This window comes from Bradyrhizobium sp. 2TAF24 (assembly GCF_052115025.1).
In the GTDB taxonomy this organism is placed as follows: Bacteria; Pseudomonadota; Alphaproteobacteria; order Rhizobiales; family Xanthobacteraceae; genus Bradyrhizobium_A.
Map to the genome: position 1 here is coordinate 174,851 of NZ_JBFRFW010000010.1, position 24,249 is coordinate 199,099.

Sequence of the window (24,249 nt, forward strand, 5' to 3'; positions counted from 1 at the left end):
CCATGCGGACCGGCGTCTTGTCGAGGTCTGGCGCCTCCGCCGGTCGGCAACCTGCCAACCGTCGCCATCGATTGCAAGGACCGTCTGGTGCTCCTGCCCGCGCCCGTGCGGGCCGCGTCGTTCGAACCCGCATCCTGGGACGGCGGCGCAGGGCACGGCCGCCAAAGCGGCTGTTGACCCGGTGGGGGGGACGCGCCAAGACTTCGCGCCCAACAGACTTCGCGCCCAACGGACTGCGCGCCCACAGGACGTCGCCCCCGGTGGAATTTTCGGCAGGAGATCAGGCTTTGACCGTCAGCAAGCAACAGGTTCTCGACGCGCTCACGAAGGTGCCGACCCCGCGTGGCGTACCGCTGCCGCAGGCCCAGGTGCTGTCGGAGATCGCCGCGACCGACGGCAAGGTGTTCTTCTCGATCAGCGTCGATGCCACCGAAGCCCGCGCCTGGGAGGATGTGCGTCACCGCGCCGAGGCCGCGGTCAAGGCGCTGCCCGGCGTCACCACCGTGATGGTGGCGTTGACGGCGGAGCGCAAGCCGGGAGCTGCGGCCGCGCCGCGTCCGGCCGGCGGCGTGCAGCCGGTCTCAGCCCATCGGCCGCACGGCCAGGGCGCGCCCGGCCAGTCGCCGATGGCCAAGCAGACGGAGATTCCGGGTGTCGCCGCCGTGATCGCGGTGGCGTCCGGCAAGGGCGGGGTCGGCAAGTCCACCACCGCCCTCAACATTGCGCTCGGCCTGCGCGACCAGGGACTGCGTGTCGGGCTGCTCGACGCCGACATCTATGGTCCGTCGATCCCGCGCCTGACAGGGCTGCGCGACAAGCCGCAGCTCGACGCCGCCAAGAAGATGATTCCGCTGTCCCGCTTCGGCCTCGCCATCATGTCGATCGGCTTCCTGGTCGAGGAAGAGACCGCCATGATCTGGCGCGGCCCGATGGTGATGTCGGCGATCACCCAGATGCTGCGCGACGTGGCCTGGGGCACGCTCGACGTGCTCGTCGTCGACATGCCGCCGGGGACCGGCGATGCCCAGCTGACGCTGGCGCAGAACGTGCCGCTGAAGGGCGCCATCATCGTGTCGACCCCGCAGGACCTCGCGCTGATTGATGCGCGGCGCGGCATCGCCATGTTCCGCAAGGTCAACGTGCCGGTGCTCGGCATCGTCGAGAACATGAGCTACTTCCAGTGTCCCGAATGTGGCACGCGCTCGGACATCTTCGGCCATGGCGGCGCCCGCCATGAAGCCGAGCGGCTCGGCGTGCCGTTCCTCGGTGAGGTGCCGCTGCACATGGCGATTCGCAGCTCGTCCGATGCCGGCACGCCGGTGGTCGACAGCGAGCCGCAGGGCGTCCATGCCGGCATCTACCGGGCGATCGGCGCCAAGGTGCGGGACGATCTCAAGCCGTATATTTCGGCAGCGTGAGCCGGCTGCGAATCGCCGTGCTGCAGCGCGCCATCGCGCGCGCCGCGCAGTGCCGTCCGCGCCTTCGACTTTGGTTGAATCCGGCGTGACTTCCCTTTATGTCGCGTTTTCCGCCCCCAGGCTTGTGTGTTACAGAGCCTCATTCGTTTTCCAAGAAACGTCCCGATGGAGGAGATGCTTATGAAGCGTCGTGATTTTCTGAAGGTTTCGGCTGCCGGCGCCGCCGCGACCGCCGCCGTGGCATCGCCGGCGATTGCGCAGTCCACGCCCGAAGTGAAGTGGCGTCTGGCGTCGAGCTTTCCGAAGTCGCTCGACACCATCTATGGCGGCGGCGAGTACCTCGCCAAGCAGGTCGCCGAAATGACCGACAACAAGTTTCAGATCCAGGTGTTCGCGGCGGGCGAACTCGTCCCCGGCCTGCAGGCGCTCGACGCCACCTCCAACGGCACGGTCGAGATGAGCCACACCGTGTCCTACTACTATGTCGGTAAGGATCCGACCTTTGCGGTGTTCGCCTCGGTGCCGTTCGGCCTCAACGCCCGTCAGCAGAACTCCTGGCTCTACCAGGGCGGGGGTAACGAGCTCGCCAACGAGTTCTTCAAGAAGTACAACGTCGTCGGCGTCCCCTGCGGCAACACCGGCACGCAGATGGGCGGCTGGTTCCGCAAGGAGATCAAGACCGTCGCCGACCTCCAGGGCCTGAAATTCCGCATCGGCGGCATCGCCGGCCAGGTGCTGCAGAAGCTCGGCGTCGTGCCGCAGCAGCTCGCCGGCGGCGACATCTATCCGTCGCTCGAAAAGGGCACCATCGACGCCGCCGAGTGGGTCGGCCCCTATGACGACGAGAAGCTCGGCTTCCAGAAGGTCGCGCAGTACTACTACTATCCGGGGTTCTGGGAAGGCGGCCCGACCGTGCATGCCTTCATCAACCAGGACAAGTTCAACGCGCTGCCGAAGAACTACCAGTCGATCCTGACCAATGCGGCGGCCAACACCAACTCGTGGATGGCCGCGCGCTACGACATGCAGAACCCGGCCGCGCTGAAGAAGCTCGTCGCCGGCGGCGTGCAGCTGCGCCCGTTCAACAACGAGGTGCTGGAAGCCTGCCTCAAGGCGACCAACGAGCTGTGGGCGGAAATCTCGGCCAAGAACGCCGACTTCAAGAAGGCGATCGAGGCGATGCAGGCCTACCGCTCCGACGAATATCTGTGGTGGCAGGTCGCCGAATACACCTTCGACAGCTTCATGATCCGCTCGCGCACCCGCGGCTGATCGAACGCTCGTCCGACAAACGAAAAGCCCGGCCTCGCGGCCGGGCTTTTTGCTTGGATGGCAGTCTTTCGCGTGCCGCCCGAATCGGACGGGCGGGCGCAATCAGCCGCCGGTCACGCTCATGTGGCGGCTGACGCTCGGCCGGTTGTGGCGGCGGTCGATGATGAAATCGTGGCCCTTCGGCTTCAACCCGATGGCGCGGTCGATCGCGGCGGCCAGCAGCTCGTTGTCGGGCGAGGCGCGCAGCGGCCGGCGCAGGTCGGACGCATCCTCATGGCCGAGGCAGGTGTGCAGCGTGCCCGTGCAGGTGATGCGCACACGGTTGCAGGATTCGCAGAAATTGTGGGTCATCGGCGTGATGAAGCCGAGCTTGCCGCCGGTCTCCGCCACCCGCACATAGCGCGCCGGACCGCCGGAACTCTCGTCGAGGTCGGCCAGCGTGAACTGCTCGGCGAGGCGGGCGCGCAGCAGCGACAGCGGCACGTACTGGTCGATGCGGCCGGCGCCGATGTCGCCCATCGGCATCACCTCGATCAGGGTGAGGTCCATGCCCTTGCCGTGCGCCCAGCGCATCAGGGCAGGGATCTCGTCCTCGTTGAGGCCCTTCAGGGCAACTGCGTTGATCTTGACATGCAGGCCGGCTTCACGCGCGGCCTCGATCCCGGCGAGCACCTTGTCGATCTCGCCCCAGCGGGTGATGTCGCGGAATTTGTCGGCGTCGAGGGTGTCCAGCGATACGTTGATGCGGCGGACACCGCAGTCGGCGAGCTCGCCGGCGAAGCGCGCGAGCTGCGAGCCGTTGGTGGTCAGTGTCAGTTCGTCGAGATCACCCGTGCGCAGGTGGCGCGACAGCGAGCGCACCAATGACATCACGTTGCGGCGGACCAGCGGCTCGCCGCCGGTGAGGCGCAGCTTGCGCACGCCCTTGGCGATGAAGGCGGAGCACAGGCGGTCGAGCTCTTCCAGCGTCAGCAGGTCCGCCTTCGGCAGGAAGGTCATGTCCTCCGACATGCAGTAGAAGCAGCGCAGGTCGCAGCGGTCCGTTACCGACACGCGCAGATAGCTGATCGTGCGGCCGAAYGGATCGGTCATCGTTCCGGGAGGCAGGAAAGGTCCGTTCATCCGGCAGGCCTTCGACGCTGTGACGGCACTTCAAAGTCAGCCTCCGGGTGGAGGCTGACTGTCACAATGTAGGCATCGCCGGGTCGGCGCACAATCTGTCTCGTGTGGTGGATCCGACATTCGCAACGGACCTGCAGCAGGGCGATGCGAATGCGAGAGCCGGACACCAGTTGTGCCGGTCAGCAGCTTAGCGGCTGGGAGGCGGGAAGGCGCCATCCGCTGGCGCTGCCGCGGCAGGTGCGGCCGCCGGCGCAGCGGCGGCGGGCTTGGCCCGCGGCGCGTGCTTCTTGGCGTGGCGCGCCGGCTTCTTGGGCGGCGCGGCCGGCTGCAGCTCGGCGAACACCGGGTTCGGATCGGTGGTCGCGCTCGCGCCACTGCCGAAGTCGCCCGACTGCTGCAGCACCGACACCTGCACGCTCTGCGGCTGGTACTTGTCGAGCGCATAGCTGACCGTGAAAGGCTCGGTGGTCTGCACCGACACCGCGCACGGCGTCTTGCAGCCCGGTCCGAGCGATGTTTTGGCATCGGCGCCGGGCGGCACCGATTCCAGCCGAACCGTCACGCTCGGCGGTGTCGGCTTGAGAAAGTCCATGGTCGGCATCGAAACCGAGCCACAGCCGGCAAGCCAAAGGCTTGCACCGGCGATAATAATAACGCGACGCATGATCCACCGTCTCTTGTTGCGGCAAGCCGCCACAGTCCCCGGCCGGACCATAAGAGGGTCAACCGGGGCTTGCAACGTGCGGCAAGCCTATGGTTCCGAAAAGGTTAATAAAGGTGTCTTAATACCGTAATCGATCTGATAGCATTTTCTCTCATTTCGGCCTTTGCAGGGCGAGGCCCTCGACCGTGACGGCAAGCTCGCGCAGGTCCGAGATGACACGGTCCGGCTTGAGATCCACGATGGGAACATCGGTGTAGCCGAAGGTCACGCCGATCACCGGAACCCCGGCGCGCCGCGCCACGCCGATATCCGGTCCGGCATCGCCGACCATGATGGCGCCGGCCATGTTGCCGCCGGCGCGGGCCACGGTCTGCCGCAGGATCGCCGGGTCGGGCTTGCTGACGCCGAACGTATCGGCGCCGCAGATCGCGGCGAAGCGATCGCTCAGTTCGAGACGGTCGAGCAGGCGGCGGGACAGCCATTCCAGCTTGTTGGTGCACACCGCGAAGCGGAAGCCGCGGCCTGCGAGATCGTCGAGCGCACCGTGGAGGCCGTCGAACGGACGCGACAGGTCGGCGATGTGATCGGCGTAGTAGGCGACGAAATCGGCGGTCAGGCGATCGAGGTTGGCCGTGGTCAGCGGCCGGTCCTCGGCCTCGAAACCGCGCTCGATCAGCTTGCGTGCGCCGGCGCCGATCATCGGGCGGGCGGACGCCATCGGCAGCGCCGGCAGGCCTTCGCGATCGAGCACGAAGTTCAGCGCGCTGATGAGATCCGGCGCGGTGTCGACGAGCGTGCCATCGAGATCAAAAACGACGAGGGGAGAATCGGTCATGCCGGATCGCTAGCCTTCGTTGGGGCGGCACGCAAGCGGCGGTGCGGCATGGGCGGGGCGCGCCGCCGGGGACGAGGGGAATTTGGAAGGAAAATCAGTGGCCCGGATGGTTGGCATGGATCGTGGAGATTGCTGCTGAGGCCTGTTCCTCGCCCCAAATCGAGGCTAGATATGCCCCCTCGGGACCGTCGGCCGACGCGGGTCCGGCGGGCCCTTTGAAGGATATTCCATGAGCATGGACGCGTTGAAACGACAGGCAGCGGCCCGCGCGCTCGAGCATGTGCGTGACGGCATGAAGCTCGGCCTCGGCACCGGATCGACTGCCAAGCATTTCGTCGAGCTGCTCGGCGAGCGGGTACGCGACGGCCTGCGGGTCATCGGCGTGCCGACATCCGAGGCGACGCGCGCCGACGCCGAGCGCTGCGGCGTGCCGCTCGCGACTCTCGACGAGCTCGACCGTCTCGATCTCACGGTCGACGGCGCCGACGAAGTCGATCCGCAGCTCAACCTGATCAAGGGTGGCGGCGGTGCGCTGCTGCGAGAAAAGATCGTGGCGGCGGCGTCCGACCGAATGATCGTGATTGCCGACGATTCCAAGTGGGTGGAGCGGCTCGGCCGCTTCCCGCTGCCGATCGAGGTCGTTCCCTTCGGGCTCGCCGCGACCCGCCGCGCCATCACCGACGTGTTCGCCGCCCGCGGCGTCAGCGGTGCGCTCGAGGTCCGCAAGGGCAGGGACGGTCATGCTTTTGTCACCGATGGCGGCCACTGGATTGTCGACGCCCATCTCGGCGCCATCCCGGACGCCGCGGCGCTGGCGACGTCGCTGGTCGCGATCCCCGGGGTGGTGGAGCACGGTCTGTTCATCGGCCTTGCGACCACGACGGTGCTGGCCGGTCCGGCAGGAATTCGAACGGTTGAGCGGCCTTGAGCCGCAGTGAAGGAGAAATGGAATGACGAAGTTTACGAAAACCCTGCTGGCTGTCGGCTTCGGCCTGGCTCTCAGCACCCTGAGCGCCACCGCCCAGGCGCCCAAGGCTGCCCCCAGCAACCAGCAGCCGCCGTCGGCGAGCGCGATCGCCGCCGCGACCGAGCTGCTGGCGCTCAAGAAGGCGAGCACCGTCTACCAGAACATCGTTCCGACGGTGATCCAGCGCACCAAGGAAGCCATCCTGCAGAACAACCTGAACTACCAGAAGGACCTCGACGAGGTCGCGGTCAAGCTCGCCGGCGATCTCGCCAACCGCAAGGAAGACATCGGCAAGGCGATGGCTGAGATTTATGCCATCAACTTCACCGAGCAGGAGCTGCGCGACCTCATCGCCTTCTACAAGTCGCCGCTCGGGCAGAAATTCCTCGACCAGGAGCCGAAGTCGATCACCGGCAGCCTCGCCTACATGAACGACTGGGCTTCGGCCTTCTCCAACGAAGTCGCCGCCAAATTCCGCTCCGAGATGCGCGCCCGCGGCAAAGAGATCTGATCGCGGAGCAGGCCGATGGCTGATTTCGATCTCGACCTGTTCGTCATCGGCGGTGGATCGGGCGGCGTGCGCGCCGCGCGGATCGCCGCCGGCTATGGCGCACGGGTGATGGTCGCCGAGGAATATCGCCTCGGCGGCACCTGTGTGATCCGGGGATGCGTGCCCAAGAAGCTCCTGGTCTATGCCTCCCATGTCCATCACGAGATCGAGGACGCCGCCGGCTATGGCTGGACGATCCCGTCGGCGAGCTTCGACTGGCCGACGCTGATCGCCAACAAGGACAAGGAGATTGCGCGTCTCGAGGGCGCCTACACCAGCAATCTCGACAAGTCCGGCGCGCGCATCGTCAAGGCGCGCGCCGTGTTCGAGGACCCGCACACGCTGCGGCTGTCCACCGGCGAGACGGTGCGCGCGAAGCACATCCTGATCGCGACCGGCGCGGCGCCGAGCCATGGTGCGGCGATTCCCGGCATCGAGCATGTGATCTCCTCCAACGAGGTGTTTCATTTGCCGGTGCAGCCGCGTCGCATCCTGATCCAGGGCGGCGGCTATATCGCACTGGAGTTCGCCTGCATCTTCGCCGGCCTCGGCAGCGAGGTGACGGTGGTCTATCGCGGCGACAACATCCTGCGCGGCTTCGACGAGGACGTGCGCAAGCATGTGCGCACCGAGATGGAGAAGGCGGGCATCCGCATCCTGACCGGTTGCACCGTGAGCCGCGTCGATCGCCAGGGCGAAGCCTTCGCCGCGACGCTGTCGAGCGGGGCGAGCATCGTCTCCGACCAGGTGATGTTCGCGATCGGCCGCCATGCCAATGTCGCCGGGCTCGGCCTCGAGGCGGCGGGGGTTGCGCTCAACCCGAACAACGGCGGCATCGCCGTCGACGGCCATTCGCAGACCTCCGTGCCGCACATCTATGCGGTCGGCGACGTCACGCATCGCGTCAATCTTACGCCGGTGGCGATCCGCGAGGGCCATGCCTTCGCCGACACCGTGTTCGGCAACCGCCCGACCCGGGTCGATCATGCCGACATCCCCACCGCCGTGTTCACCCAGCCCGAGGTCGGCACGGTGGGGCTGACGGAAGCCGAGGCCCGGGCCCAGTATAGCCATGTCGATATCTACAAGGCCGATTTCCGCCCGATGAAGGCGACGCTGTCCGGCCGCGACACCCGCGTGTTGATGAAGCTGGTGGTCGATGGCCTCACCGACCGCGTGCTCGGCTGCCATATCGTCGGCCCGGAGGCGGGCGAGATGATCCAGCTGGTCGGCGTTGCGGTGAAGCTGAAGGCGACCAAGGCGGATTTCGACGCCACCGTCGCCGTACATCCGACCGCGGCGGAGGAGCTCGTGACCATGCGCACGCCGTTCGCCCGTCATGTCCGCCAGGCGGCCGAGTAGGGCGGCGGCTCAGGCCGTCAGCAGCCAGTCCACCGCCGGCCGCCACAACCGCTCGCGGTGCTGCGCGCGGAAGAAGCCAAAATGACCGATGGCCTTCGCGTCGGCCTGCGCCGGCGTGATCGCGACCACCTGCGGGGTCGTCGCGGTAAAGCCGGCGCATAGCCGGTCCACCGCGGCGCGCGGCGCCCACGCGTCGTCGCTGATGCACAGCGCCATCAGCGGATGGCGGTAGTTGGCATAGTTGGCGAGCGCTGAGAGCGAGGGATCGTCGAAATAATAGCGCTCGCTCATCAGCCATTTGGTCCATTGCAGGAACACGTCGCGCGGCATGTCCTCGCCGAGGCCGATCCGGCCCGGCACATAGCCCATCAGCCTCGCGATCGGCCGGCCGGCGAAGTTCAGCAGCGCGAACACCCGATAGTTCTCGGGGGTGGGGAGCTGTTTCCAGAACGGTGCCTGCGCCGACACCAGCAGCGCCCTCGCAATCTGGTCGTTGTTCGGCAGGAGGCCGAGGGCCTGTCCGCCGAACGAATGGCCGATATAGCTCAGCGGCAGGGACGGGTAGCGCTCACGCATCCAGGCGACCGCGCAGGCGGCGTCCTTTTCCGCCCAGTCGGCCATGGTCGCTTTGAAGCCGGCAAGGGATTTGGGCCGCGAGCCGCCGATGCCGCGATAGTCGTAGGTCATCACCACGCAGCCGCGGGCGGCGATGTAGCAGGCCAGGTTCCGGTAGAACCGGCGCGGCACCGCCGCCGCCGAATTGATCAGCACCGCATGGTGGCGGGGCGCGCGGGGCATGTGGAGCGTCGCCGCCAGGGAAAGCCCGTCACCGGTCGGCAGCGCGATATCGTCGATGAAGACGTCGTCAAGGACAGCTTCAGCCACCATCTCACCCCCCGTCGTCCCCGCCGCCAGCTAAGGACAATTTGGCTGTCCCTGCAAGGCATTGACATCCCACACTGAATTGCAACTGGCGGTCCGCGGCGGCGCTGTGTATAACCGCCGCCACGCAGCCCCGGCGGGGCGTGTGGTTCTCAGGAGCAGATCGGAGCAGATCGATGTCCGAGCGGTGGACGCCCGACAGCTGGCGCAACAAGCCAGTCGTGCAAGTGCCGGAGTATCCGGATGTGAAGGCCTTGAACGATGTCGAGGCGCAGCTTGCCACGTTTCCGCCGCTGGTTTTCGCAGGTGAGGCGCGCAACCTGAAGAAGGCGCTGGGACGTGTGGCGGCCGGCGAAGCCTTCCTGCTGCAGGGCGGCGACTGTGCCGAGAGCTTCGCCGAGCATGGCGCCAACAACATCCGCGACTTCTTCCGCGTCTTCCTGCAGATGGCGGTGGTCCTGACCTATGCCGGCTCGCTGCCGGTGGTGAAGGTCGGCCGCATCGCCGGCCAGTTCGCCAAGCCGCGGTCGTCGCCGGTCGAGAAAGCCAACGGCATCGAGCTGCCGAGCTATCGCGGCGACATCGTCAACGACATCGCGTTCACCGCCGAAGCCCGCACGCCGGATCCGCAGCGGCAGATGATGGCCTATCGCCAGTCGGCCGCGACGCTGAACCTGCTGCGCGCGTTCGCCACCGGCGGCTTCGCCAATCTCGGCAGCGTCAACCAGTGGATGCTCGGCTTTCTCAAGGATTCGCCGCAGTCCCGCCGCTACACCGAGCTTGCCGACCGCATCTCGGAGGCGCTCAACTTCATGCGCGCCTGCGGCCTCGATTTCGACAGCCATCCGGAGCTGCGCACCACCGACTTCTACACCAGCCACGAGGCGCTGCTGCTCGGTTACGAGCAGGCGCTGACCCGCGTGGATTCCACCACCGGCGACTGGTACGCGACCTCCGGCCACATGATCTGGATCGGCGATCGCACGCGCCAGCTCGACCACGCCCATGTCGAGTATTTCCGTGGCATCAAGAACCCGATCGGTCTCAAGTGCGGCCCGTCGCTGAAGCCGGACGAACTGATCAGGCTGATCGACGTGCTCAACCCGGACAACGAGCCCGGCCGCCTGACGCTGATCGCCCGGTTCGGCTCCGACAAGGTCGGTGACCACCTGCCGGGCTTGATCCGCGCGGTCGAGCGCGAGGGCCGCAAGGTGGTGTGGTCGTGCGATCCGATGCACGGCAACACCATCACCGCGACCAGCGGCTACAAGACCCGGCCGTTCGACCGCATCCTGTCCGAGGTGCGCTCGTTCTTCGCGATCCATGCCGCGGAAGGCACTCACGCCGGCGGCGTGCATCTCGAGATGACCGGCAAGGACGTCACCGAATGCATCGGCGGCGCGCGCGCGCTGACCGACGAGGATCTCAACGACCGCTATCACACGGTCTGCGATCCACGCCTCAATGCCGAGCAGTCGATCGACATGGCCTTCCTGATCGCCGAGCTGCTGAAGCAGGAGCGGGCAGGCAAGATCAAGCCGCTGCCCGCCGCGTCGGGCATGTGAGGCCGGGGCGCTGATTTGCTGCGATTCTGGCGCGCCAGCATCAACACCTGGAACGGGTTGACCTTCGCAACCCGTTCCGAACAGGCCATCCGTGAGGAACTGGTGGCGCTGGTCATCGCGCTGCCGCTCGCCTTCGTGGTCGGCACCACCGCGGTGCGCCGGGTCGAACTGATCGCGGTGGTGCTGCTTCTGCTCACCGTCGAACTGCTGAACACGGCGATCGAGAAGCTCGCCGACCGCCTGACCACCGACCACGATCCGCAGATCGGGCGGGTCAAGGACATGGGCTCGGCGGCGGTCGGCGTCGCGCTGGTGATCGCGGGCCTCGTCTGGCTGGTCGCCATCGCCGAGCGCATAGGGGTCCTGTAGCGGCCGCGTTGCGCGGCGCCGGACGTCCGGGCTAGTGTCCAGCATCCGAAGTTCGCACGATTTCGCGGCTCGCTCTTTCGCGAACTTCGAATTCGAGAAGGACACTAGATATGGATTTCTAGTGTTCTGATCGGTTCGCAAGTTCGTACTGAGGTTGCCGCCAATGCGGCGAACTTGCGAACCTGGACGCTAGATGGGGCCATGACCGACAGCCGCCAACTGATCATCACGCTCGCCCAGCTCAATCCGATCGTCGGCGACGTCGACGGCAACGCCGCGAAGGCCCGTGACGCGCGCGCGCGCGCGGCCGCCGCGGGCGCCGACCTCGTCGTGTTCTCCGAATTGTTCATCGCCGGCTATCCGCCGGAGGACCTGGTGCTCAAGCCCGCGTTCCAGGCGGCGTGCCGCGCGGCGGTGGAAGCGCTCGCCCGCGAGACCGCCGATGGCGGGCCGGCCCTGCTGATCGGCACGCCCTGGGTCGACGACGGCAAGCTCTACAATGCCTGCGCGCTGCTCGACGGCGGGCGCATCGCTGCGCTGCGGTTCAAGGCCAACCTGCCGAACTATGGCGTGTTCGACGAGAAGCGGGTGTTCGCGCGTGGCCCGGCGGCCGGCCCCGTGACGGTGCGCGGCGTGCGGATCGGCGTGCCGATCTGCGAGGACACCTGGATGGAGGAATCCGCCGACTACGAGAATGTGGTCGAGTGCCTCGCCGAGACCGGCGCCGAGATCCTGATCGTGCCCAACGGCTCGCCCTATGCCCGCGGCAAGGCCGACATCCGCCTGTCGATGGCGGTGGCGCGCGTCACCGAGAGCGACCTGCCGCTGGTCTACCTCAACCAGGTCGGTGGCCAGGACGAACTGGTGTTCGATGGCGCCTCGTTCGTGCTGCATGCCGATCGCACGCTGGCAGCACAGCTGCCGGCGTTCGAGGAAAGCCTCACCACGCTGCGCTGGACCAGGAATGGCGACGACTGGCGCTGCGAGGGGCCGATCGCGTCGCCGCTCGGCGACGACGAGGCCGACTACGCCGCCTGCGTGCTCGGCCTGCGTGACTATGTCGGCAAAAATGGTTTTCCCGGCGTGCTGATCGGCATTTCCGGCGGCATCGATTCGGCGCTGTGTGCCGCGATCGCGGTGGATGCGCTCGGCGCCGAACGGGTGCGCGGCGTCATGCTGCCGTTCCGCTTCACCGCGCAGGCCTCGCTCGACGATGCGGCGCGGCTCGCCGCGGCGCTGGGCTTCGGCTACGAGACGCTGCCGATCGCCGCCGCCGTCAACGGCTTCGAGGAGATTTTGGCGGCGCCGTTCCAGGGGCTCGCCCGCGACATCACCGAGGAGAACCTGCAGGCGCGCACCCGCGGCGTGCTGCTGATGGCGCTGTCCAACAAGTCCGGCGCGATGCTGGTGACCACCGGCAACAAGTCGGAGATGTCGGTCGGCTATGCCACGCTCTATGGCGACATGAACGGCGGCTTCAATCCGATCAAGGATCTGTACAAGACCCAGGTGTTCCGCCTGTCGCGGCTGCGCAACGGCTGGAAGCCGAGCGGCGCGCGCGGGCCGTCCGGCGAGGTCATTCCGGACGAGATCATCGTTCGCCCGCCGACCGCGGAGCTGCGGGACAACCAGCTCGACCAGGATTCGCTGCCGCCCTACGACATTCTCGACGGCATCCTGGAGCGCCTCGTGGAGCGCGAGGAGCCGCTCGCGGCCATTGTCGCCGCCGGTTTCGATCGCGACATCGTGGCGCGGGTGGACCAGCTGCTCAACGTCGCCGAGTACAAGCGCCGCCAGGCGGCACCGGGCGTGAAGGTGACGGCTCGGAATTTCGGCCGTGACCGCCGTTACCCGATCACCAACCGCTTCCGCGACCTCGGCCATCCGCTGCCGGCGCCGGACGACAGCCTCGTCACCCGCGCGGGCCGCGGCTCGGTGACCTACGACGAATAGTGAAGCGGCCGCGCGCCTCAGCGCGCGGGGATGAAGGTCGGGCCGACCGAGCGGATCGGCTTGCTGCCGCCGGCGTCGGTCGCGGGCGGGGCAGGGCTTGCGGACGCCGCGGGCGTCGGGGGGCTCGCTGGCGCCGCGGGGGCCGTCGGCGCGCCTTTCTTCTGGCCCTGCGTCGACTTGGCCGGTGCCAGCGGCTGGGACATCTTCTTCGCCCGGTCCTCGGTGACGATGATATCGCCCTGCTGTTCGGCGGAGGCCTTGTCGTCGATGTTCTTCAGCGCGTCCGCCCAGGTCTGCCCCGCTGCCTTGCAACTGCAGGTCGCGTCGAATTCCCGGCGATAGCGGAACGCGTTCGGCGACGACGAATAGGGCTGTCCGTTGATCGACACCGCCTGGTTCATGTCCTCGCCGGGATTGCGATAGGTGAACAGGGTGGCGTCGGTCGCCGGGCACAGGCTCTTGCAGGTGCGCTCGTCGTCGGCGAAGCGGCCGGGCACCGTGGCGAACGAGATCGGGAAATAGAAGCCGTCGCAGCTGCGCGCGCACACGGTGCGGTAGGTGCCGGACGGGGCGCTCGCTTCCGGCGGCGGCGCCGGCAACGTCCCGTCGGGGTTGTTGTTGCCGCCGAAGAAGTTGTCGAGGAAGTTGCCGGGCTGGGCGGCGCGTGCGGCCGCGGCATATTGCGGGCCGCAATTGTTCTGTGCCAGCGCCAGCAGCACCGAGCGGCGCTGCATGTCGCGCTCGGAACCGCCTCCGCCGCCGCCGCGCAGCTGCTGAAGGCTGCCGGTGATCTGGTCGAGGTTGGCGCGCATCTGCTGGATCTGGTTGTTCACCGGGCCGCATTGCGCCGCCTGGCCGTTGAACAGCGAGAACAGGCCGGTGCTGTCGCAGCCCATGCGCTTGGCCTGGGTGGTGACACGGTCGAGCTCGGCCTGCTGGCGGTTCTGGGCCTCCTCGTAGCGGCGAATCTGCTCCGCCTTGGCCGGATCGGCGCCGCCGCGGTCGATCATGGCGAGCTGGCTTTCGAGGCGCTGGCACATCGGATTCGCGGCCGGCGGGGGGCCGCCCGCGGCAGGCGGATAGCCCTGGGCGTAGGCCGCCGGGGCGCTCAGCAGTGCGGCGCAGACGAGAAGCCAGCGAGGTGAGGAAAGGATCGGCAAATCAAACGGTTCCGGTTGATGTGGCGGTCGGGGCGTCGCCGGCAGCGGCAGCTTGCCGCGACAGGCCGGGCCGGCCGAGACCGCACCAGAATCATGGATTTTGAGTGACCTTCGCGAACCGGCCTGACACCGATCGGTGACGGTCGGATCTCACGCGCATCTGCTTCAGGGCACCCGCCGGCCGGGCCGGCCGACCGGTTTCCCTTAGCCGCTTCTCAGGGCAACGTCACGTCGTTTCCGCGGCGCCCATAAGGCGCCTCGCGGAGCTGTGTTCAGCGCTGGCAGGTGATGGCGACGTAGTCGCGGCAGCCGGCATGGCCGCAGCTGCCGCCGGCGGAGACCGGCACCGCGCCGGTCACGTCGGTGGCGTCGATCTTGCGATAGGTGGTGGCCTTGGCGAACTCGCGGGACTGGCAGTAGGCCTGCGCCGCATAGGAGCCGCAGGGCTCGCCATTGGCAAGGCACTGGTCGACACCGTAGCCATCGGCCTGGTTGGCGATGATGAAGGTGCGCGTATCCGCTTGCGCGGCCGTGGCGGTCAGAAGCAGCAAGCAGGGCAGCACAGAACGGATTAGCATCTCATCACCGGACCTGGACGCGAGGTCCCCTAGCCATAAACCTGTTGTGTTAAAAATGATTAACCACGGCGAAAACGTGGCGCCTTCAGACCGCCGGCGCTCCAGGCTGCGGTTCGCGTCCGACCGTGTCTTTTGGGTCGCAAAAAACCACCGGCCGGCAGCGCTGTTCCCTTGACGCGAGCGCCCCGGCTGCCGCATGGTGCGGCCCCATGAACGGCCTTTTCTCCATTTGTGGCATTTGCCGCGAGATTACGAGCTAGCGATTCGCTGGCTGAGGCCGTCTTTTCTCCCGTGAGATCGACAAGACGCCCGGCCAGCCGGACTGATGACGGCTGCAAACGTGTGGGCGGGACCTATGGAGCTGAAGCTCTACGATACCCTGAGCAAGGACAAGCGCGTGTTCGCGCCGCTCGATCCGGACAATGTCCGGATGTATGTCTGCGGGCCGACGGTCTACGACTTCGCCCATATCGGCAATGCGCGGCCGGTGATCGTGTTCGACGTGCTGTTCCGCCTGCTGCGCCACGTCTATGGCGCTGACCACGTCACCTATGTCCGCAACATCACCGACGTGGATGACAAGATCAACGACCGCGCCGCGCGGGACTTTCCCGGCCTGCCGCTGAACGAGGCGATCCGCAAGGTCACCGCGCTGACCGAGCGCCAGTTCCATGATGACGTCGATGCGCTGTGCACGCTGCGCCCGACGGTCGAGCCGCGCGCCACCGAGCACATCGCCGAGATGCGCGCGATCATCGAGAAGCTGATCGCCGGCGGCCACGCCTATGTCGCTGAGGGGCACGTCCTGTTCGCTGTCAGCACCGATCCGGCCTACGGGCAGCTTGCGCGGCGCTCGCTCGACGAGATGATGGCCGGCGCGCGGGTCGATGTCGCGTCCTACAAGCGCGACGAGATGGACTTCGTGCTGTGGAAGCCGTCGAAAGTCGGCGAGCCGTCATGGCCGTCGCCCGGCGGCATCGCGGCGCCGGGCCGGCCGGGCTGGCACGTCGAATGCTCGGCGATGGCCTGGAAGCATCTCGGCGAGCAGTTCGACATCCACGGTGGCGGCATCGACCTCGTGTTTCCGCATCACGAGAACGAACTCGCCCAGTCCTGCTGCGCGTTTCATCGCGACCGCATGGCCAATGTCTGGATGCACAACGGCTTCCTGCAGGTCGAAGGCGAGAAGATGTCGAAGTCGCGCGGCAACTTCGTCACCATCCATGACCTCCTGGCCGACTGGCCGGGTGAGGTGCTGCGGCTCAACATGCTGAGGACGCACTACCGCTCGCCGATCGACTGGACGGTGAAGGGGCTCGAGGAGAGCGCGAAGACCCTCGACGACTGGTATGCGGTCGCCGGCGAGATCAGGGGTGAGCGACCTGCGGCGAGCGTGATCGAGGCGCTGACCGACGATCTCAACACGCCGCAGGCCATTGCCGCGCTGCATGCGCTGCGCGCACGGGCGGTTGCAGGCGACGCGCTGGCCAAGGGCGAGCTCGCCGCATCGCTGCGGCTGCTCGGCTTCCTCGCCGAGACGCCGCAGGCCTGGGCGCAGCGCAAGCAGCAGGGCGCAGGCGTCGATGCGGCGCGGGTCGAGGCGCTGATCGCCGACCGCGCCGCGGCCCGCGCCCGCAAGGACTTCAAGGAGTCCGATCGCATCCGCGACGAGCTTGCCGCGATGGGGGTGGTGCTGAAGGACGGCAAGGGCGCCGACGGCAAGCCGGTGACGACCTGGGAGATTGCGCGATGACCAAGCCCGACACACCTTTTCCCAAGCACTGGCGCTATTACATCGTGTTGAAGTGGGGCGTGATCGCGGTGGCGGCCGTGATCGCCCTCAAGCTTCTGGGAGCCTTCTGACATGGGACGCACCGTGCCAACGATCGGGCTGCGGCCCTACCTTCCGGCGGATGCGGCCATTGTCGCGGCGATCTTCGTCGAGAGCATCGAGGGACTGACCGGCGACGACTATTCCGAGGAGCAGCAGCAGGCCTGGATCGCGGCGGCCGACGACGAGGCGGCGTTCGGCGCGCGGCTCGGCCAGCAGCTGACGCTGGTGGCGACGCTGCAGTCCTCACCGGTGGGCTTCGCCTCCCTCAAGGGCGCCGACCATATCGAGATGCTCTATGTCCATCCTGGCGCCGCGGGGCAGGGCGTCGCGACCGCGCTGTGCGACGCGCTGGAGAAGCTCGCGGCGGCGCGCGGCGCGGCGAAACTCACGGTCGACGCCAGCGACACCGCGCACGGTTTCTTTCGCAAGCGCGGCTATGTCGACCAGCAGCGCAGCACCATTTCGGCGGGGGACGAATGGCTCACCAACACCCGCATGCAGAAGACGCTGGCCGAGGCGCCGCCGAAAGGTCCGATCCAATGACACGCGAGCGCCTCTACCTGTTCGACACCACATTGCGCGATGGCGCCCAGACCAACGGCGTCGACTTCACGCTGCAGGACAAGCGCCAGATCGCGCACATGCTCGACGACCTCGGCATCGACTATGTCGAGGGCGGCTATCCCGGTGCCAACCCGATGGACACCGAGTTCTTCGGCTCCGATCCCGGCCTTGGCCATGCCGCCTTCACCGCGTTCGGCATGACGCGGCGGCCCGGCCGCTCGGCCTCCAACGATCCTGGCCTCGCCACGCTGCTCGACGCCAGCGCGAAAGCGATCTGCTTCGTCGCCAAGGCGTCCGACTATCAGGTGCGCGTCGCGCTCGAGACCACCAATGAGGAGAACCTTGCCTCGATCCGCGACAGCGTCGCGGCCGCGAAGGCGAGGGGGCGCGAGGTGCTGGTCGACTGCGAGCATTTCTTCGACGGCTTCAAGTCCAATCCGGACTACGCCGTCGCCTGTGCGAAAGCGGCGTATGAGACCGGCGCGCGCTGGGTGGTGCTGTGCGACACCAATGGCGGCACCATGCCCCATGAGGTGGAGACCATCGTCGGCGAGGTGGCAAGGCATGTGCCCGGCGACCATCTCGGCATCCATGCCCACAACGATACCGAGCAGGCGGTGGCGAATTCGCTGGCGGCGGTGCGCGCCGGCGTGCGCCAGATCCAGGGCACGCTGAACGGCCTCGGCGAGCGCTGCGGCAACGCCAATCTGTGCTCGCTGATCCCGACGCTGAAGCTCAAGAAGGAGTTTGCCGACGCCTTCGACATCAACGTGTCCAACGACAAGCTCGCTTCGCTGGTCCATGTGTCGCGCGCGCTCGACAACATCCTCAACCGTCCGTCCGACCGCCATGCACCTTACGTCGGCGAGAGTGCGTTCGTCACCAAGGCGGGCATCCATGCCTCGGCGATCCTCAAGGAGCCGGAGACCTACGAGCATGTCGCGCCGGAGCTCGTCGGCAACCACCGCAAGGTGCTGGTGTCCGACCAGGCCGGCCGCTCCAACGTGCTCGCCGAGCTCGAGCGCGCCGGCATCGCGTTCGACCGCAACGATCCCAAGCTCGGCCGCCTGGTCGATGAGATGAAGGAGCGCGAGGCGGCAGGCTATTCCTATGAATCCGCCAACGCCTCGTTCGATCTGCTGGCGCGCCGCACGCTCGGCCGCGTGCCGGATTATTTCCGCGTCGAGCAGTTCGACGTCAATGTCGAGCAGCGCTACAACGCCAATGGCCAGCGCGTGACGGTGGCGCTCGCGGTGGTCAAGGTCAATGTCGCCGGCGAGATGCTGATCTCGGCGGCTGAAGGCAACGGCCCCGTCAACGCCCTCGACGTCGCGCTGCGCAAGGACCTCGGCAAGTACCAGAAGTACATCGAGGGCCTGAAGCTGGTCGACTACCGCGTCCGGATCCTCAATGGCGGCACGGAGGCGGTGACGCGGGTGCTGATCGAGAGCGAGGACGAGAAGGGCGAGCGCTGGATCACGGTCGGCGTGTCGCCGAACATCATCGATGCCTCGTTCCAGGCGCTGATGGATTCGGTGGTCTACAAGCTCGTCAAGTCGGAGGCGCCGGCTTGAAGCCGCGCCTCACGCTCACATCCGCTCGGTGACGCCGGTTTCGGTCGCCGCGCCGAGTGGCAGCGCCTCGCGCGCCTGCTCGAGGCGCGGCAGGATATCCTCGACCTTGTCCGCCGTCAGCAGCCGGACCGACAGGCCCGGCCGGATGAACTGGGTGGACCGCATGTGGTCGATCAGGCCGAGCAGGGGATTCCAGAAGCCGTCGATGTTGGCCATCAGGATCGGCTTGTTGTGCTGGCCGAGCTGCGCCCAGGTGAGCTGCTCCACCAGTTCCTCCAGTGTGCCGATGCCGCCCGGCAGCGCCACGAAGGCGTCGGAACGGTCGAACATCATCTGCTTGCGCTCGTGCATGTTGCGCGTCACGACCATTTCCTGGACGCGCTTGAGCGCGTTTTCCTTGTTGGTCAGGAATTCCGGGATGATGCCGGTGACATGGCCGCCATGGTCGAGCACCGCGCTCGCGACCGCACCCATCAGCCCGACGGAACCGCCGCCGTAGACCAGGCCGATGTCGTTTTCGGCGAGGGTGCGTCCGAGGGCCTGCGCCGCATCCATGAACTGGGGGTTGGTGCCGGGGCCTGAGCCGCAATAGACGCAGACCGTTCGAATGCGAGTGGAAATGGTGTCCATAAAGGCGATGTGGCACCGGGCGGTGACATCGTCAAGACGGCCCCGGCGAAGGCGGCGGGGCGGGATTTGTCCCCACGGCTCCCTGGCGCGGAAAAGATTTTCCCTTCAAGGGTATGCGAGGCACGCAAAAGCACTATATGACGGGCGATTGCCCTTGTTCCCGTGACCACGCGCGGCCGCGCCCGGTCGCCAGCCAGGTCCGCCTGATGACTGATTCCTCCGTCCGTTCGCATCCGCCCACGGTTCCCGCCGCAACCTCCCATGTCGCCGTCGATCGCGGCTCGCTGTTCGGCACGCTGGTGCGGCTGTGGCCCTACATCTGGCCGGGCGACCGCGCCGATCTGAAGATGCGGGTGGTCTGGGCGATGGTGCTGCTGCTGATCGCCAAGGTGGCGACGCTCGCGGTGCCGTTCACCTTCAAGTGGGCGATCGACGCGCTGAGCGGGGAGAACACCTCGCCGCTGGCCTCCGCCGACTGGACGACCTGGCTGATCGCCTCGCCGCTGATCCTGACCGCGAGCTATGGCCTGATGCGGGTGGTGATGGCGGTGCTCACGCAGTGGCGCGACGGCATCTTCGCGCAGGTTGCGATGCACGCGGTGCGGCGGCTCGCCTACATGACCTTCGTGCACATGCACGAGCTGTCGCTGCGCTTCCATCTCGAACGCAAGACCGGCGGCCTGACCCGCGTGCTGGAGCGTGGCCGCACCGGCATCGAGACCATCGTGCGCATGGTGATCCTGCAACTGGTGCCGACCATCATCGAGGTCGCGCTGCTGATCGGCGTGCTGCTGTGGAAGTTCGATTGGCGCTATGTGCTGGCGACCGTCGCCACCGTCGCGGTCTACATGTACTTCACCTACATCGCCACCGAATGGCGGATCGAGATCCGCCGGCGGATGAATGATTCCGACACCCAGGCCAACACCAAGGCGATCGACTCGCTGCTCAACTACGAGACGGTGAAGTATTTCGGCGCCGAGCACCGCGAGGCCGAGCGCTACGACCGTTCGATGCAGCGCTATGAGCGTGCCAGCGTCGACACCTACACCTCGCTCGCCTGGCTCAACACCGGGCAGGCGGTGATCTTCACCTGCGGACTGACCGCCACCATGGTGATGTGTGCGATCGGCATTCGCCAGGGCCACAACACCATCGGCGACTTCGTCATGATCAATGCCATGATGATCCAGCTGTACCAGCCGCTCAACTTCATGGGCATGGTCTATCGCGAGATCAAGCAGGCGGTGATCGACATCGAGAAGATGTTCGACGTGCTGGCGCGCCATCCGGAGGTCAAGGACAGGCTGGACGCCACGCCGCTCGTCGTCTCCAGCGGCGCGGTGCGCTTCGAGGACGTGCAGTTCGCCTATGATCCGGCGCGCCCGATCCTCAAGGGGCTGTCGTTCGAGGTGCCGGCCGGCAAGACGGTCGCCATCGTCGGGCCGTCGGGGGCCGGCAAGTCGACCATCTCACGCCTTCTGTTCCGTCTCTACGACGTCAGCGGCGGCCGCATCCTGATCGATGGTCAGGACATCCGCGCCGTGACGCAGGCCTCGCTGCGCGCCGCGATCGGCATGGTGCCGCAGGATACCGTGCTGTTCAACGACACCATCCGCTACAACATCCGTTACGGTCGCTGGAACGCCAGTGACCAGGAGGTCGAGGAGGCGGCGGCGCTTGCCCAGATCGACGGCTTCATCCGGATGTCGCCCAAGGGCTATGAGACCGAGGTCGGCGAACGCGGCCTCAAGCTGTCCGGCGGCGAGAAGCAGCGTGTGGCGATTGCGCGCACCATTCTCAAGGGGCCGCCGATCCTGCTGCTCGACGAGGCGACCTCGGCGCTCGACAGCCACACCGAGAAGGAGATCCAGGATTCGCTCGACCGCGTGTCGCGCGACCGCACCTCGCTGGTGATCGCGCACCGCCTGTCCACCATCGTCGGGGCGGACGAAATCATCGTTCTCGACCGCGGCCAGATCGCCGAGCGGGGCCGCCACGCGCAACTTTTGGCCGCAAACGGGCTTTACGCCAGCATGTGGAACAGGCAACGTGAGGCCGAAGAGGCGCGGGAAAGGCTGGCGCAGACCGGCGACATCGATTCGCCGGAGCGTGCCGCTCCGCACCTCGGCGACCCATTGGCGACGCCCGACGCCGCCGAGTAGCCGCCGTCTACGTTTCTCCGCTCAGCCAGGTTGATCCATGTCCATCGCCAATTCGATTCGCGCGCAAATTCCCCCGATCCATCCGGAGGGCTACCCCTTCATCGGCGGATTTGCGCTCGTCAGCTTGCTCCTGTTCTGGCTGTGGTCGCCGCTCGGCTGGATCGGCGTGGGGCTGACGGTGTGGTGCGCGCTGTTCTTCCGTGACCCGGTGCGGGTGACGCCGGTGCGCGAAGGGCTCGTGGTGTCGCCGGCCGACGGGCGGGTGTCGATGATCGCCCAGGTGGTGCCGCCGGCGGAGCTCGGCCTCGGCGACAAGCCGTTGCTGCGGGTCTCCGTGTTCATGAGCGTGTTCAACTGCCACGTGAACCGCAGCCCGGTGGCCGGCCGCATCGAGCGCATCGCCTACCGTCCGGGCAAGTTCATCAATGCCGAGCTCGACAAGGCCAGCGAGGACAATGAACGCAACTCGCTGGTGATCTCGACCCCCGACGGCCGCATCGGGGTGACCCAGATCGCCGGCCTCGTGGCGCGGCGTATCGTCTCGTTCGTGCGCGAAGGCCAGACGCTGAGCGCCGGCGAGCGCTTCGGCCTCATCCGCTTCGGTTCCCGCCTCGACGTCTACCTGCCCGAGGGCGCCAAGGTGCTGGTGTCCGAGGGGCAGACCGCGATCGCCGGCGAGACCGTGCTGGCCGATTTCCGCCTCGGTGACGGCGGCCGTACCTACCGGGTGGATTAACCCTCGCCGACATGCCCGGCGCCGGCCGGTTCCGGTGATGGCGGAGCCGCCGGCCGATGGCTATATTGGGGGGATGTCCATGCCCTATGATCCGAGATCCGCAGACCCCAAGCGCCGCCGGTTCCGCCCGATTCCGCTGCGCATGCTGGTGCCCAACGTTATCACGCTGCTGGCGATCTGCGCCGGCCTGACCGCCATCCGCCTGTCGACCGAGGGCCGGCTGGAACTGGCGCTGGCGGCCATCGTGTTCGCGGCGCTGCTGGACGGCATCGACGGCCGCGTGGCGCGGGCCATCAAGGGCCAGTCGCGGTTCGGTGCCGAGCTCGACAGCCTCGCCGACTTCGTCAATTTCGGCGTCACGCCGGGCCTGATCCTGTATTTCTGGCAGCTGCACGAGCTCAGCAATGTCGGCTGGATCGCCGCCATGATCTTCGCCATCAGCGGCGGGCTGCGGCTGGCGCGCTTCAACGCCACCATGGACGATCCGAACCGCCCGGCCTACGCGGCGGGCTTCTTCACCGGTGTGCCGGCGCCGGCCGGCGCGCTGCTGGTGCTGCTGCCGATCTACCTGTCGTTCCTCGACCTGCCCAAGCTGCCGACCACGCTGGTTGCGCTCTACACCCTGCTGATTGCGTTTCTGATGGTGTCGCGCCTGCCGGTGTTCTCCGGCAAGACCATCAGCACGCGCGTGCCGCCGGAGATGGTGCTGCCGATGTTCGTGGGCGTCGTCCTCGTGATCGCGCTCCTGATCGGCTACCCCTGGCACATGCTGTCGGTGGGCGCGCTGGTCTACCTCGCGACCTTGCCGGCCGGCTGGCTGTCCTACCGCCGGCATGAGCGGGCCGCCGCAGCCGCGGCCGCGCGGGCGACCGCAGCCGCGTCCGGTTCGCTCGGGCAGCCGGCCCCGTTCGAGGCGTCGCCGCCATCTCCCGCCGACGACAACAGGCCGCCAAGGTTGAATTAAAAGGCCGAACTCAAAGGCTGAATTGAAGGCTCAATTGGCGACATTCGGTCGCCTCCGGGACGACAGGCGTTAACGAAGTGTTGCGGCGGCCGTCCGGCCCGCCGCAGGCGGTTGCGCGCCGTGCATCCGGCGCCCCGCGAAAATGGCGCAAGTCGTTGCACCATAAGCCATCGGCGGCTTCTGTATCCTTTGGTTTTACCCGTCCTTAATCGCGGCGACGCTAGGGTGACATCGCGCGGTCCAGAACGGGACGCGTCGCCGTCCAGGACCGACGGTCGTGTGAGTGCGCGGACGCGTCGGAGCTTTCCCCATGGATTTCGCCACCAGTATCGGCCTCCTCGTAGGCACGGCCGTCATCGCCGTCATGATGCTCTTGGGCGGCGACCTCGAAATGTTCGTGTCCGAACACGCCGCGATCATCATTTTCGGCGGCTCGTTCGCCGCGACGCTGATCCGCTTTCCGCTGAGCTCGATGCTGCACGGCCTGCCGCTCGGCGCCAAGTTCGCCTTCACCATGCGGCGGACCACCGCGCGTGAGCTGGTCGACCAGCTCGCCAGCCTCGCCGAGATCGCGCGCAAGCAGGGCCCGGTCGGCCTCGAGAAGGTCGAGATCGACGATCCGTTCCTCGCCAAGGGCATTCGCTACGTCGCCGACGGCTACGATGTCGACTTCATCCGCGACAACCTCGAGCGCGACCGCGATAATTTCGTCGCCCATCTCGACGAGGGCCAGAAGATCTACCGCGCCATCGGCGACTGCGCCCCGGCGTTCGGCATGGTCGGCACCATCATCGGCATGGTGCAGATGTTCGCCAACATGAGCGACCCCGCCAAACTCGGCCCGTTCATGGCGACCGCGCTGCTCGCGACGCTCTACGGCGCCGTGGTCGCCAACATCTTCTGTCTGCCGATCGCCGACAAGCTGCAGCTCAAGCTGCACGACGAAGACACCAACCGCACGCTGATCATCGACGGCATCCTGATGATCCGCGACTCCAAGAGCTCGGCGCTGGTACGCGAGATGCTGCTCGCCTACCTGCCGGAAAAGCATCGTCACAGCGCTGACGAGCCCGTTCCGGCGTAAC

General features: G+C 67.1%; 22 protein-coding genes. 15 read left to right on the forward strand and 7 right to left on the reverse strand.

Annotated features, from left to right (window positions below):
* The first annotated feature begins 287 nt into the window (after window positions 1–287).
* Both AB4Z37_RS17185 and AB4Z37_RS17190 read left to right on the forward strand, forming a co-directional pair.
* Window positions 288–1,418 (forward strand): Mrp/NBP35 family ATP-binding protein, encoded by a 1,131-nt coding sequence (locus tag AB4Z37_RS17185; RefSeq protein ID WP_441517953.1) that lies wholly within the window; start codon window positions 288–290, stop codon window positions 1,416–1,418.
* A gap of 180 nt (window positions 1,419–1,598) precedes the next feature.
* Entirely contained in the window at window positions 1,599–2,690 is a 1,092-nt protein-coding gene (locus AB4Z37_RS17190; RefSeq protein ID WP_441517954.1) for a TRAP transporter substrate-binding protein, read from the forward strand.
* Window positions 2,691–2,792: 102 nt separating this feature from the next.
* Here AB4Z37_RS17190 and moaA read toward each other — a convergent pair whose 3' ends face one another.
* From moaA to AB4Z37_RS17205, 3 genes are all read right to left on the reverse strand, one after another.
* Entirely contained in the window at window positions 2,793–3,812 is a 1,020-nt protein-coding gene (gene moaA / locus AB4Z37_RS17195) for a GTP 3',8-cyclase MoaA (protein ID WP_441517955.1), read from the reverse strand.
* Window positions 3,813–3,999: 187 nt separating this feature from the next.
* A complete protein-coding gene (locus tag AB4Z37_RS17200) occupies window positions 4,000–4,404 on the reverse strand; it encodes a hypothetical protein (RefSeq protein ID WP_441517956.1) in 405 nt (134 codons plus the stop codon).
* Window positions 4,405–4,627: 223 nt separating this feature from the next.
* Complete coding sequence (locus AB4Z37_RS17205; RefSeq protein WP_441517957.1) at window positions 4,628–5,311, reverse strand: HAD-IA family hydrolase; 684 nt, start codon at window positions 5,309–5,311, stop codon at window positions 4,628–4,630.
* Window positions 5,312–5,540: 229 nt separating this feature from the next.
* On the opposite strand from AB4Z37_RS17205, the gene rpiA reads away from it, so the two are divergent.
* Genes rpiA through gor form a run of 3 tightly spaced genes read left to right on the forward strand, consistent with a single transcriptional unit; the run spans window position 5,541 to window position 8,190 of the window.
* The gene (rpiA, locus tag AB4Z37_RS17210) at window positions 5,541–6,239 is read left to right on the forward strand and encodes a ribose-5-phosphate isomerase RpiA (RefSeq protein WP_441517958.1); all 699 of its coding nucleotides are present in this window, start codon (window positions 5,541–5,543) and stop codon (window positions 6,237–6,239) included.
* A 22-nt stretch (window positions 6,240–6,261) separates the two neighbouring features.
* Window positions 6,262–6,789, forward strand: coding sequence for a DUF2059 domain-containing protein (locus AB4Z37_RS17215; RefSeq protein ID WP_441517959.1), 528 nt, complete (start codon window positions 6,262–6,264; stop codon window positions 6,787–6,789).
* Window positions 6,790–6,804: 15 nt separating this feature from the next.
* Entirely contained in the window at window positions 6,805–8,190 is a 1,386-nt protein-coding gene (gor, locus tag AB4Z37_RS17220; protein WP_441517960.1) for a glutathione-disulfide reductase, read from the forward strand.
* Window positions 8,191–8,199: 9 nt separating this feature from the next.
* On the opposite strand, the gene AB4Z37_RS17225 is transcribed toward gor, so the two are convergent.
* A complete protein-coding gene (locus AB4Z37_RS17225; RefSeq protein WP_441517961.1) occupies window positions 8,200–9,075 on the reverse strand; it encodes an alpha/beta hydrolase family protein in 876 nt (291 codons plus the stop codon).
* Window positions 9,076–9,248: 173 nt separating this feature from the next.
* Between AB4Z37_RS17225 and AB4Z37_RS17230 the strand changes: the two genes are divergently transcribed.
* From AB4Z37_RS17230 to AB4Z37_RS17240, 3 genes are all read left to right on the forward strand, one after another.
* Complete coding sequence (locus AB4Z37_RS17230; protein ID WP_441517962.1) at window positions 9,249–10,637, forward strand: class II 3-deoxy-7-phosphoheptulonate synthase; 1,389 nt, start codon at window positions 9,249–9,251, stop codon at window positions 10,635–10,637.
* A gap of 15 nt (window positions 10,638–10,652) precedes the next feature.
* Window positions 10,653–11,006 carry a diacylglycerol kinase gene (locus AB4Z37_RS17235; RefSeq protein WP_441517963.1) on the forward strand — a complete coding sequence of 118 codons (354 nt, stop codon included), beginning with the start codon at window positions 10,653–10,655 and terminating at the stop codon, window positions 11,004–11,006.
* A gap of 201 nt (window positions 11,007–11,207) precedes the next feature.
* Window positions 11,208–12,959: an NAD+ synthase gene (locus AB4Z37_RS17240; protein WP_441517964.1), complete on the forward strand. Its 1,752-nt coding sequence runs from the start codon at window positions 11,208–11,210 to the stop codon at window positions 12,957–12,959.
* A 17-nt stretch (window positions 12,960–12,976) separates the two neighbouring features.
* On the opposite strand, the gene AB4Z37_RS17245 is transcribed toward AB4Z37_RS17240, so the two are convergent.
* On the reverse strand, window positions 12,977–14,119 hold the full coding sequence (locus tag AB4Z37_RS17245) for a DUF2865 domain-containing protein (protein WP_441517965.1): 1,143 nt from the start codon (window positions 14,117–14,119) through the stop codon (window positions 12,977–12,979).
* Between the two features lie 272 nt (window positions 14,120–14,391).
* Window positions 14,392–14,697: a hypothetical protein gene (locus AB4Z37_RS17250; protein ID WP_441517966.1), complete on the reverse strand. Its 306-nt coding sequence runs from the start codon at window positions 14,695–14,697 to the stop codon at window positions 14,392–14,394.
* A gap of 355 nt (window positions 14,698–15,052) precedes the next feature.
* Here AB4Z37_RS17250 and cysS point away from each other — a divergent pair, with 355 nt between their 5' ends.
* The 3 genes from cysS to cimA all read left to right on the forward strand — a co-directional run bounded on the left by cysS (window position 15,053) and on the right by cimA (window position 18,669).
* Complete coding sequence (cysS, locus tag AB4Z37_RS17255) at window positions 15,053–16,450, forward strand: cysteine--tRNA ligase (RefSeq protein ID WP_441518030.1); 1,398 nt, start codon at window positions 15,053–15,055, stop codon at window positions 16,448–16,450.
* Between the two features lie 111 nt (window positions 16,451–16,561).
* Window positions 16,562–17,074, forward strand: a complete 513-nt coding sequence (locus AB4Z37_RS17260) for a GNAT family N-acetyltransferase (RefSeq protein WP_441517967.1) — start codon at window positions 16,562–16,564, stop codon at window positions 17,072–17,074.
* Complete coding sequence (gene cimA / locus AB4Z37_RS17265; RefSeq protein ID WP_441517968.1) at window positions 17,071–18,669, forward strand: citramalate synthase; 1,599 nt, start codon at window positions 17,071–17,073, stop codon at window positions 18,667–18,669. The genes AB4Z37_RS17260 and cimA overlap by 4 nt, the downstream gene beginning before the upstream one ends.
* A gap of 15 nt (window positions 18,670–18,684) precedes the next feature.
* On the opposite strand, the gene AB4Z37_RS17270 is transcribed toward cimA, so the two are convergent.
* A complete protein-coding gene (locus AB4Z37_RS17270) occupies window positions 18,685–19,299 on the reverse strand; it encodes a TIGR00730 family Rossman fold protein (protein ID WP_441517969.1) in 615 nt (204 codons plus the stop codon).
* Window positions 19,300–19,505: 206 nt separating this feature from the next.
* Here AB4Z37_RS17270 and AB4Z37_RS17275 point away from each other — a divergent pair, with 206 nt between their 5' ends.
* The 4 genes from AB4Z37_RS17275 (at window position 19,506) to AB4Z37_RS17290 (ending at window position 24,248) form a co-directional block, all read left to right on the forward strand.
* Entirely contained in the window at window positions 19,506–21,464 is a 1,959-nt protein-coding gene (locus AB4Z37_RS17275; RefSeq protein WP_441517970.1) for an ABCB family ABC transporter ATP-binding protein/permease, read from the forward strand.
* Window positions 21,465–21,501: 37 nt separating this feature from the next.
* Window positions 21,502–22,200, forward strand: coding sequence for a phosphatidylserine decarboxylase (locus tag AB4Z37_RS17280; protein ID WP_441517971.1), 699 nt, complete (start codon window positions 21,502–21,504; stop codon window positions 22,198–22,200).
* Window positions 22,201–22,279: 79 nt separating this feature from the next.
* Complete coding sequence (locus AB4Z37_RS17285; RefSeq protein WP_441517972.1) at window positions 22,280–23,164, forward strand: CDP-alcohol phosphatidyltransferase family protein; 885 nt, start codon at window positions 22,280–22,282, stop codon at window positions 23,162–23,164.
* Between the two features lie 310 nt (window positions 23,165–23,474).
* Complete coding sequence (locus tag AB4Z37_RS17290) at window positions 23,475–24,248, forward strand: motility protein A (RefSeq protein WP_211969347.1); 774 nt, start codon at window positions 23,475–23,477, stop codon at window positions 24,246–24,248.
* Window position 24,249 lies beyond the last annotated feature (1 nt).